Origin of the sequence: Bacillus cereus group sp. N12 (genome assembly GCF_016483575.1) — a bacterium.
GTDB classification, from domain to species: Bacteria; Bacillota; Bacilli; order Bacillales; family Bacillaceae_G; genus Bacillus_A; species Bacillus_A toyonensis.
The window spans coordinates 37,173-47,228 of the sequence record NZ_JAEHBO010000039.1 but is presented as its reverse complement, the minus strand read 5'-3'; the positions used below and the strand labels follow the sequence as shown (position 1 = coordinate 47,228).

Below are 10,056 nucleotides of genomic sequence, written 5' to 3'. Positions count from 1 at the left end.
CGGATTTAATACAAGCAATTGAAGAATATATTTACTTTTATAACTATAAACGTTTCCAAAAACGACTCAACCATCGAACTCCGATAGAATATCGAATCTCGATGGCTGCTTAGTCTTTTTAATACTGTCTACTTGACAGGGATAAGACCATTTTTACTAGGCTTTTTGTTTGAAAAAATACCATTTTCATCTTAATACATTTTTAATTTCACTCTATTCTATACAAATTTTTATAAAAGGTTCCTAAATAAACTTTTGAATAGAAGTTTACTTTCAGTTTCAGCAATAAGAAAAGCCACAACAGTTGCTGTGGCTTTTCTTATTGCTCTGACCCAAACTATGTTGTAAATGCTCATGGCATTGTATGTTGGATTTCAATCATTTGTTCCAATATAAACTTTTAAATATTAGTTTACTTTCAAATAACTGAAACCATTGACTTTATCCCAATCCACCTAATACCCTCTAAATCAACAAGAAAAGTATACATTCAAAACATTGTAAATAAGGCGCACCGCCAAATATAAAACATATCCATAGAGAAGCGTGTAGCACCTTGCTATAATAATGTTGGAACTATTTCCTAATTATTGATGAAGGAGCTTAGACATGGAAAAGATTAATAGAATATTAAGTGATTTTGCTAAGGTTAATGAATATGATGGTGTAGGTAATGATTATAGACTATATCTTTTATCAAAAAATACGAAAGAAGATATATGTGAGCTTATAAAAAAGGATATAAAAGCTACTAGTGACGACACAATAGAACTTATACAGTTGAATGAATGGCAGCAGGATTTCCTTTCTTGTGAATTCCCTGAAGGTGAAGAGTATTGGTTCGGAACAATACCCAGTGGATATGATTTGAAAGGATTAACACCGAAGGAATTTATAATAGAACAGTTATTGAATACATTTGAACAAGGGATTGGAGCAGTTTATTGGGTAAAATTAGATATAGGAGCCTATTATGCTTGTAGTTATGAAGAATATGTCTTCGTAACCAATAAGGGAATTTATTATCTTTCTATGCAAGTACACGATTAAAAATATAAAATACTTTATGACCATAGCATGTTTTTTAAAACATGTTTTTTCTTTTGCATTGAAACCCAAAAACGATTGTTTTTGGGACAATTGAATATCAGGCGATTTCCTCCAGTTTTTTGTTGGAATGTTTCCCCAAAATTCATCTCAAAAACTATGTCCCTGGTACGTACATTTATGAATCATAGTAAATTGGAATAAAATAACTTTATCAACAAATATTATAGATAAATATGGTAAAATACACAAAGAGCAACAACTCAAAAAATAAAATGGTGATTCAAGTTGAAAAAGTACTCATTTGAGTGCTTTTTTCTCTGTTTTACATATACAAAAGGGGATTTCATCATGAACATTATCGACTTGGAACTAGTACGAAAGCGAAAAATAAAGGAAAATAAAATGATTACAATACCAATTATTGAACGGGTCTTTGAAGTAAATGGAGAAATTCAATTTGAAGTAACTGGTGAAAAAGAGATTCCTGTTGCTTGGCTGGAAAGGGAATAGATGTTTCTGTCCTTTATATAAACAAGAATCTGTAGTATTCCTACAAGTCCTTATAAACAAAGGATTTTAACGTTTTTTAAAAATGATTATGTCAAAACATATACATTTCAATTAAAATATTTCAAATAATTATAAGTTGTATTTTTGAAATGAAAAATTCTATATTTATAGCTAATTCCCCCATCACGGAGATTTGGGCAAAAACACCCGAGTACAATGAAAAGAATAAAACAAAAAGCTAAAGGCTTATCGTTTTATTCTTTTGATTTAATTTCTTCCCCCTTATCTTTCATCTCCATACTAATGCCACACCTTTTTTATTTTACTCTCCTACTTCTTTTTCTTTTTTAATAAACCTTATAATTAAGTCTTCACCTTTGTATCTAGGGTCTAACTTAATCTCACCTTTATATTCAATTACCTTCACCTTATCCATGACAGTTATACTGTCATACAACTCTTGCTTTACCCATAACTTTTTGACTTTATCATCAACAATCAATTCTAAAGTAGGGTGTTCAAGGATAAGATACTCGGTCTCAACATGTCTCCCAAGAACAGGTGCTTCTATTGGCTTACCTTTCGCAACTAGTTCATCGTTTTGATACCCCTCTATTACTGACAAGACTATACAAAACAACCAAAGTATATCCAATTTTTCTTTCTTTTCTTTTTCTTATATGCTTCCAGTTCTACAATATACGCTTCCAATTCATACTCTGTGTACCCCTTAACGTCTGTAGTCAAATAATAGGTTTTTCCAAACTTTTTACTTGTAAATGCTACATAGTCGTTTAAATACTCTGGGTCTTTCTCATAGTTTATAAATTTCTTTTCACCCATACCGCTACCCCTATTATGCTATTACTTATCTTTAATATTACAGAATAGCCGTGTATAGTTTTCAAAAAAATTACATCCTAATATACCTTTAATTGACATAATACCACTTATTAATAGTCAATATATCTTGAAACCTACCAAAGTCACTTGAGAAGTTTTTTCCAGTTTGAATAATAATAAATGAACTGAATTATTAAAGTCATTATTGCAATGCCAGTTACGATTACAAAATTAATTAATCCAAAATCTAATATATAAATAGCTATTAGTGAAATGAATACAAGAGGAGTTGAAGCTAATACATTGTAAAAACGTTTTTTATAAAAAAGTTCGTCTTTTGCGATTATATAATTATTGAACATGAATATTCCTTCTTTCCTAAATAAATTTATTGTATACCTAAATTTTACAACATATTAGTCACTTTTGCTGAATATTCAAAAAAAAACAGTAATGAACCGATTAACTTTTAATTTCGTCGGTCTTATTTTACGTTTCAAAAGGTACACATATAAAAATCAAGTAAATAAAATACACAGAACCCATTTAAAAACAGAATATTCAGTTTATTATTTTTCAACAACAATAACACCTTGAAATTCCGCTAACATGGTAACATTATGGAAATATATACTAATAGAATGAGGGGATTAATTATGAATGTGCAAACTGTCTCCAAAGGGGAAATAACAAACTTACTGAACAATTGGTATCAATCCATCATTTCACAACATGTACTAAAATCCACGAATTACAAGAAAGAAATTGATAGTAAGATTCATCAAATTGAAGAAGATCAAAATATCCTTATCTACTATTCATTACTAGACTTCAGATATAAGTTACTTACCCATGACGTTAAAAACTATAAAGATAGTTTAGAAAAGATAGATCGTTTACCTGATCAAGCAGATACCTTCCTAAGATACTATCATTCTTTTTTTAAAGCAATTTATTCAATTAATATGGGAGATTACACTTCTGCTAAAGAACAATACGAAGAAGCTGAAACATTATTAAAAGACATTCCAGATGAACTTGAAATAGCTGAATTTAATTATATGTTTGGTTCTTTCCACTATCATATTTATCAGCCACTACCAGCAATCAAATATACTACAAAGGCAAAGGAATTATTTTCAAAGCATGCAGGGTATGAAATCAAAGTTGCTGCTTGTAATAACACACTAGGTCTTGCTTGTACTTCCCTCGGTCAGTATGAAAGTGCGGAAGAACACTTCCTTGCGGCTTTAAATACTTTCAACAAACACAACGAGGGTAAACTATCAGCAAAAGTGAAACATAATTTAGGGTTATTGTACGCAGATCAAAACCTTTCCGAACTAGCAATAAAATACCTAAATGGATCACTTGTAAATAACCAAAAAACATTGTTCTTATTAGCGCAGGAGTATTTCAAATTAAATGATAAAAATGCTGTCACGTTGCATATTGAAAATGGATTAAAAATTTCAAACGAAGAGTATAATCATCATTTCAATATTCTAAAAGGATTAAATGACAATATAAGTACAGATGAATTGGAAGAAATCATTTTGGCAGGAATTTGTTATTTTAAGAAAGAAGAGTTATGGAAATACGTAAAAGATTATTCAGCTATTTTAGGCAATAAGTTTTACGGGTCAAAATCGTATGAAAAAGCGAGCAAGTATCTACACATGACAAATGAAGCGGATAAAAAGGCTTCAGAGAAAGGAGCTTTAAAGTAATGAAAAAATCTCTATTAATTTTTGCTATTGTCACAGGTTTTTTATCTTTCAGCTTCAGTAACACTACAAACTTACAACCTGTATCAAAAGAAAAAGTAGATTTTGTTCAATATGCACATGGTGAAACTATTTAACACAATGAAATACTAAAAAGTTATGTCATTACCCCGTTTCAATGCATAACACAAATAATTATTAACAAAATGAAAAGAACCTAATGTAGGTTCTTTTCATTTGCTGTATAAAGTTTTATAAGACATGTTTTAACATTACCTTTTCAGAATACAGTGGTTTTCATATGTCCTTAAAATTGTAACAATAACTTTTCTACACCTACGCCATCCATTAATAACAGTTTCAAAGAAGGTGATATTTTAATTGCTTCTTCGATATCTAAATCTCCAAAATCCACCATATATAATCCGAATCCTTCTTTTCCATTTGCATATAATAACACTTTCCCACCTTCATCATCACCAATTGCAAGTGAGTTAGGTATATATTTTTGGATATTATGAGCTTCATTCATCTCTATACAACCCGCTGGACTCCAAATACGGATATATATTTCATTATTTACATTAATCTCTGCCTCTGTACAATGTTGAATTATCTCTAGATAATCTGAAGGAACATCTATTGATGAAAAACCTTGTAATTCTCGAATCGTTTCATTAGTTGCTGGAGGTTCTTGTGTTTCTAAAGTGAAAACTGCATTTAATTTCTCAAGTATACTCATTAATATTCAATCCTTTCATATTTTACTTTTAACTTATCAAGCATTCTATATTGTTGTTCTAAAGTTCCTCTAATAGTTTCTTTAGAAAATCCCGCTTTTTCAAAATCAGAAACTATATTCTTTAATTCCTCTTGTAAAGAAGAGCCCCGTTTTCCATTTCCTAAAGCTACACGTTCATCACGTCTCAAGTTCTGCGCATTAGTAATAATAGTATGTGGTAACCCCTTTCCCGTTTCAAAAGGTATAAAAAATATTTTTGATACACTTCAAAAGTTACGTATACCTTTTGATTTTTTCTAATAATGTATCATTTACATCTACTATTGAATAATACCCCGTAGTTCCGTCAAAACTGTAAATAACCAAGTCTCCAATTCCCCTGGAGCTGAGCAGTTAGTTCAATCTAACTACTCTTTTTCTTTTTATCGTCACCTTTCCATTGCACATCCATATGTTGTATAGAGATATCTTCTTTTAAATTGTCATTGATGCCTCTTTCAAGTCCTAATACACATGTTAAAAAGAGCACTTTACAAAAGTGCTCTTTTTACTTTGCCAGCCACTGAACCTATAATAAAGTGAGATTTTAACTTATGAATAACTTACGGAATCCTTTCCAATAATACGAATAGATTGGTAACAGCCAATCTGTATCCATAATGAATCTCTGATTTTCTTGAATTTTCCCTGAGGCAAGGTAGCTATTTTTTAGCTACCTTCTTGTATGAACTTCAAACATATGCACATACTATTAACGGAATGCTTGAATCATTGTCATTGAAAATGTTCAGCACTTCCGCTCCTTAAGAGAACAGTCCACGCAACTGTTCTCTTTTTTATTTTCTTTTTCAATAAATATCAAATGAAAAAGCATAAATATCTCCTCAACGGTCAATAGCATTGCAACATTCTCAACGTTTCCTCAACAATTTTTCAATATTTTTTATGGACAATAGCACACTTTCTCAACAGTTTTAATATCTTAATATTAAATACTGCAAGGAGGTATTGAAAATGACTTGGTTTATTATCTTAGGATTTTTGCTTATTTTAAGTATAAGCGGTTTTCATGCACATAGTATTCATATCATTTTCAAAATAGGTTCAGATACAAAAGCTGTGCCAAGTTGGTCTTTCGTTAATAGAATAAACTTCCAAACATTTAAAGAATTAATAAAAAGACCGAATAAGGATAAACTCAAAAACCTTACAATAGGAGAACTTGTTATTCCTTTAAGTTTCTTTAACAGATTATTTAGCAAAACATTAATTTTTCTATTCCTATTCTTTTATTCCCAATACTTAAACTAAACGCAATATGAGATGAGTTAAAGGATAAAAGTTGCTAAGCGTAGCAAACAACCAACCGACTATTATGAACTGGAACCAAAAAGTTAAACACAAACTTAAGTGCCATTTGAATGTGAGTCCGGTATTGTACTGGACTCATTCCTTTTAACCTCGCCTTAATTCTTTTGTGATTATAAAAATCTATATATTTATATAACTCCATTATATAATGTTATATACTTCGAATTCTTTAAGCAAAATTACTTTCTCTCAGATGTGTTCTGTAATTTCTTCTCTTTTTGAACTAAGGCCTTTAACTTTTTTAAATAATTAATTTCCATACGTAAACGTTCATTTTCTTCTTCTAATGCTTCTATATCCCCTTCAATAGTTGCATTACTTAACTTAGATCTTGTATTTTCCATAGCTGGACCCCCTTTCTTCTTTTCATATAGGAAATCCACGCCTTTTAAATCAAATATTTCCTTCCACCTACGAACCAATAAACTCCTTAACAAAAACTGTTTATTTATTTCATTTATCGTCATTCTATTTCTAAAAATTTCAGATACATCCTTTGGAAAGTCCTCTTTGTATTCATTCCATATTTATCTCTCGCAAATAAATCGTAGTACATCTTATATCCAACACATTTATAGGTCTTAATGGTATTTTTAACAAAAGCTTCTTGAATTTAAATAGACATACCACTTTAATCTGTCAACTCCATCTATATTGATAAATATGAAACACCTAATATATTTGACATTTCAATGACTTATAACAGGAAAATATATACATCCAATGAATCCTGATGTATCTTTGCTTTGTAAGTCATAGTTAGTTGGCCAACTTTCAATGCAATTTAACAATAAAAAGTAAGGGGGACCTAAAATGAATCAAGTATTAAAGAAAAGTAAGAAAAAAATGATGTATCTAGTTGGTTCACTTCTAATTTCTCTATCAATGTTTTCAACTACAAGCTTTGCAGCTACAGAAGGTGCTGTAAAAAGTGTTACAAATAGTAACTATACCGGGATTACAGCTGATATAAATCTACCAAAGTCAGTTGTTGTTAAGGATGGATATGTAAATTGGTATTTAGGTATTGGAGCATCTAAAGTTGAAGGTGGTATTTCAAAAACACCAAGTGGATATAAAGTATTTCTTAATTCAGGATATAATGAATCCGGTCATAACAGTAAGTATTGGAATACACAGTATGATACATCAATTAAAGATGGTGATCGAGTAAATCTTAAATTAGTTAATAACGGAAATGGTACGGTTACTATGTATGTAAATGGAAGCCCTAGATACGCAAATCAGCCTGTATATGGTACATTTTCTCAATATGAACCAGTAAAAATGGTTCAGGGTGTGGAGGATACTGGACGTAATTCTTTTAGCCAATCTAGCTTTTCAAACGTGCTACTAAGAGCAGATATGTCTGGATCTACCTACAAAAGTTGGAACAGTTCAATTTCTTCTTCATTCTCTAGACACGGTACTTATGGTAGCAATTTCACAGTTTATTCACAAGTACCATTAAGCGCAAGTTTACGTTAAGTATGCTATTTGCATAATAATGTTTTTGAGAAAAAAGTAGCTGTACTTTTGTGCAGCTACTTTTTATATGCAATAAATCAGTAATAGATATTCGAGCTGCAATAAATGCCCCTTTTATACTTTGGCTTCCTCGAATTTAATAACACTTTATCGCGTGCCCTATCATTAAACTTAACGTATCGAGATTAACCTTCTACTTACTTCAATATGTTTTACCATTATTGGATTATACCTTCTAACGATTAAGATAACCACAATATGTACACGCATTAGGAAATAAGAATCATAATATAGAGCATTGCCACCTAATTGTATGTTGTATCAAAGAAGACAGGCCTTTCAAACATGATTATCTCTTTAAAAGGCATAGGTTCTAAAAATATTTTTTTAATACAGTATGTAATCAACTTTATAGACCCCATGAAAAAACACATAATTTTTGATAAAGGAAGTAAAGCCCATGTTACCTTGCCAAGGTACGTGCAATCAACATGTAGATTTTGAGGTTTTAATTACAGCTCCTGAAGAATATATAATTAATGATACGAATTACACCGTTGCCGTTACATGGAATACAGAGCGATTCAAATGTACATTTGAACCATGTACACTGCAAACACCGAACCCTTGCCTACTACAAACCAATTCACCAGATGCTTCCTATCCAGTACACAGTGTTCGTATATATGGCGTACTATTTCTCCTGTTCAAAATCAATATGGACAAGGACCAGCAGCTTTTTCTAAATGGCACAAATTCTCCATTAATGAGATTGTTTTTTACACAACTGATTCTAATTGCTGCTTTAATTTTAGTGGGTTTAAACTTAAGAGTTTAACAGTCACGCCACAAGATGAAAATACATTTATCTTAAATGGAACCCTTTCTCTTTCACCTAATCAACCCGTAGCATTGCTAGGAAACAAAACAACCAATGAAATTAATATTATTGATACAGCACAACAACTATCCACAGGAACGATTTCCATCAACAATCCAGCAGACGCTACATTTACACCTGATGGGCAATTCATCTATATTGCTCAGCCGGAACAATATACAGTTACAATTCTTAACTCCGTTGACTATACCGTAAATACAGTAATAACAGTTGGAAAATCACCTATAAGCATTGCAATATAAAAACTCTACCAAATTACTAAAGGAGTCTCCTTTTCCCTATCGAATTATTATAGAGGAAAGGAGATGTATGCATGGAAATCCTAGGACTAGATACCCGCGCATTAGCGACGTTAGGTGCACTTGAATACACAAATCGTCGCAATAAATTAATAGACGACTCAGAGAATAGCATATACGAGTGTAAAGAAATGAAAGAAATACTTCAATCACTTCCTAAAGAGAAACGGATTGAGGTTCTTGAGAATCAAGCATACTTTGAAGCAGTGGCAAAGATGATTGAACAAAACAATTTAATTCTTTTAGAACAGATGAAAGCTTTACAACTAATTCAGAAATAATAAACTAATGATTAATTAATTTTACATATATTCCTATAATAAATGTACCTTTATCGATACAACCAGCCCCTACTTTTCAGGGGCTTTTGATAAGTTCTATTGAAAATAAATACGTAGACCTTATTTAATTACACTTCTTTGAAATGTACAGAAATTATATGAGCAATATTTTCTTATCTACACAGTAATTCTTACAAAATGAAATTATTATATATAAATAAAAAAGTTCCTTACTTTATATAAGGAACTTTTTTTGCATATTATTAACCTACAAACCTAAAATTTCTACAATCCGACGAGCTTTAGCATTTCCAATATAATAATATACTTCTAATCCTTTTCTTTCTGTATGGAGTACAGTTCTTCTCAATTTTGATAAATGCTGTGAAACAGTAGATTGAGAGAGCCTTATTATTTCCGTTAACTGTGTAACATTGTATTTTTTATGATGCATTAATTCATTTACAATTTGTAATCTTACTGGATGAGCCATAACCTTTAACAAATCTACATTCTCTTCCGAAATTTCTTTTATATCCCAATCATTTTTTAATGCTATCATTTCACATTCCCCTTTATTATTTATTTCTATTTTCCTATTATCCTTATACATAGTACTTATAGATGAATACCTTTTATCCTGTTGAGAAAATATTTCTTATCTGCTTTGTAGACTAAATAAGAGATTATTTTTACAAAAATAACAATAATAAATACTATTTAAACCAAAATTAAACCGAATTTAATTAATAGAATATTCTGTCTTATATTGAAAAATGCTGTTTGATAGATTTTAATAGAGGAAAACTCTGCTATGATACTAATTGCTATATAGTATCTATGG

Annotated in this window: 16 protein-coding genes and 1 pseudogene; 9 read left to right on the top strand and 8 right to left on the bottom strand. The window is 30.5% G+C overall.

What is annotated here, in order from left to right; genetic code table 11:
• The first annotated feature begins 8 nt into the window (after positions 1-8).
• The 3 genes from JDS92_RS17915 (at position 9) to JDS92_RS17905 (ending at position 1,560) form a co-directional block, all read left to right on the top strand.
• The gene (locus tag JDS92_RS17915) at positions 9-113 is read left to right on the top strand and encodes an IS3 family transposase (protein WP_374191316.1); all 105 of its coding nucleotides are present in this window, start codon (positions 9-11) and stop codon (positions 111-113) included.
• Positions 114-609: 496 nt separating this feature from the next.
• Positions 610-1,050 carry a hypothetical protein gene (locus JDS92_RS17910; RefSeq protein WP_085450952.1) on the top strand — a complete coding sequence of 147 codons (441 nt, stop codon included), beginning with the start codon at positions 610-612 and terminating at the stop codon, positions 1,048-1,050.
• Between the two features lie 348 nt (positions 1,051-1,398).
• Positions 1,399-1,560, top strand: coding sequence for a hypothetical protein (locus tag JDS92_RS17905; RefSeq protein WP_061531657.1), 162 nt, complete (start codon positions 1,399-1,401; stop codon positions 1,558-1,560).
• A 322-nt stretch (positions 1,561-1,882) separates the two neighbouring features.
• Here the strand turns inward: JDS92_RS17905 and JDS92_RS30945 are convergent, their stop codons facing one another.
• From JDS92_RS30945 to JDS92_RS30935, 3 genes are all read right to left on the bottom strand, one after another.
• Positions 1,883-2,185: a hypothetical protein gene (locus tag JDS92_RS30945; protein ID WP_240516956.1), complete on the bottom strand. Its 303-nt coding sequence runs from the start codon at positions 2,183-2,185 to the stop codon at positions 1,883-1,885.
• 2 nt (positions 2,186-2,187) lie between these two features.
• Positions 2,188-2,403 carry a hypothetical protein gene (locus JDS92_RS30940; protein WP_242476008.1) on the bottom strand — a complete coding sequence of 72 codons (216 nt, stop codon included), beginning with the start codon at positions 2,401-2,403 and terminating at the stop codon, positions 2,188-2,190.
• Positions 2,404-2,546: 143 nt separating this feature from the next.
• Positions 2,547-2,765 carry a hypothetical protein gene (locus JDS92_RS30935; protein ID WP_085450950.1) on the bottom strand — a complete coding sequence of 73 codons (219 nt, stop codon included), beginning with the start codon at positions 2,763-2,765 and terminating at the stop codon, positions 2,547-2,549.
• Positions 2,766-3,059: 294 nt separating this feature from the next.
• Between JDS92_RS30935 and JDS92_RS17895 the strand changes: the two genes are divergently transcribed.
• Both JDS92_RS17895 and JDS92_RS31255 read left to right on the top strand, forming a co-directional pair.
• Positions 3,060-4,133 carry a Rap family tetratricopeptide repeat protein gene (locus JDS92_RS17895; protein ID WP_199632235.1) on the top strand — a complete coding sequence of 358 codons (1,074 nt, stop codon included), beginning with the start codon at positions 3,060-3,062 and terminating at the stop codon, positions 4,131-4,133.
• On the top strand, positions 4,133-4,267 hold the full coding sequence (locus JDS92_RS31255; RefSeq protein WP_254903127.1) for a hypothetical protein: 135 nt from the start codon (positions 4,133-4,135) through the stop codon (positions 4,265-4,267). Before JDS92_RS17895 ends, JDS92_RS31255 begins: the two co-directional genes overlap by 1 nt.
• Positions 4,268-4,437: 170 nt before the next feature.
• Here JDS92_RS31255 and JDS92_RS17890 read toward each other — a convergent pair whose 3' ends face one another.
• On the bottom strand, positions 4,438-4,872 hold the full coding sequence (locus JDS92_RS17890) for an SMI1/KNR4 family protein (protein ID WP_199632234.1): 435 nt from the start codon (positions 4,870-4,872) through the stop codon (positions 4,438-4,440).
• The gene (locus tag JDS92_RS17885; protein WP_098179939.1) at positions 4,872-5,060 is read right to left on the bottom strand and encodes a hypothetical protein; all 189 of its coding nucleotides are present in this window, start codon (positions 5,058-5,060) and stop codon (positions 4,872-4,874) included. The genes JDS92_RS17890 and JDS92_RS17885 overlap by 1 nt, the downstream gene beginning before the upstream one ends.
• 826 nt (positions 5,061-5,886) lie before the next feature.
• Between JDS92_RS17885 and JDS92_RS17880 the strand changes: the two genes are divergently transcribed.
• Positions 5,887-6,183: a hypothetical protein gene (locus JDS92_RS17880; protein WP_098657268.1), complete on the top strand. Its 297-nt coding sequence runs from the start codon at positions 5,887-5,889 to the stop codon at positions 6,181-6,183.
• A gap of 112 nt (positions 6,184-6,295) precedes the next feature.
• Here JDS92_RS17880 and JDS92_RS30930 read toward each other — a convergent pair.
• A pseudogene (locus JDS92_RS30930) lies at positions 6,296-6,394 on the bottom strand (IS3 family transposase); the annotation flags it as partial.
• A gap of 28 nt (positions 6,395-6,422) precedes the next feature.
• Positions 6,423-6,587 (bottom strand): hypothetical protein, encoded by a 165-nt coding sequence (locus tag JDS92_RS31545; protein WP_180228582.1) that lies wholly within the window; start codon positions 6,585-6,587, stop codon positions 6,423-6,425.
• A 469-nt stretch (positions 6,588-7,056) separates the two neighbouring features.
• Here JDS92_RS31545 and JDS92_RS17865 point away from each other — a divergent pair, with 469 nt between their 5' ends.
• From JDS92_RS17865 to JDS92_RS17855, 3 genes are all read left to right on the top strand, one after another.
• The gene (locus JDS92_RS17865; RefSeq protein ID WP_199632232.1) at positions 7,057-7,731 is read left to right on the top strand and encodes a hypothetical protein; all 675 of its coding nucleotides are present in this window, start codon (positions 7,057-7,059) and stop codon (positions 7,729-7,731) included.
• 460 nt (positions 7,732-8,191) lie between these two features.
• Positions 8,192-8,569, top strand: a complete 378-nt coding sequence (locus JDS92_RS30920; RefSeq protein WP_223268716.1) for a hypothetical protein — start codon at positions 8,192-8,194, stop codon at positions 8,567-8,569.
• A gap of 376 nt (positions 8,570-8,945) precedes the next feature.
• Positions 8,946-9,212, top strand: coding sequence for a hypothetical protein (locus JDS92_RS17855; protein WP_000404246.1), 267 nt, complete (start codon positions 8,946-8,948; stop codon positions 9,210-9,212).
• Positions 9,213-9,480: 268 nt separating this feature from the next.
• On the opposite strand, the gene JDS92_RS17850 is transcribed toward JDS92_RS17855, so the two are convergent.
• On the bottom strand, positions 9,481-9,774 hold the full coding sequence (locus tag JDS92_RS17850; RefSeq protein ID WP_098718732.1) for an ArsR/SmtB family transcription factor: 294 nt from the start codon (positions 9,772-9,774) through the stop codon (positions 9,481-9,483).
• Positions 9,775-10,056 lie beyond the last annotated feature (282 nt).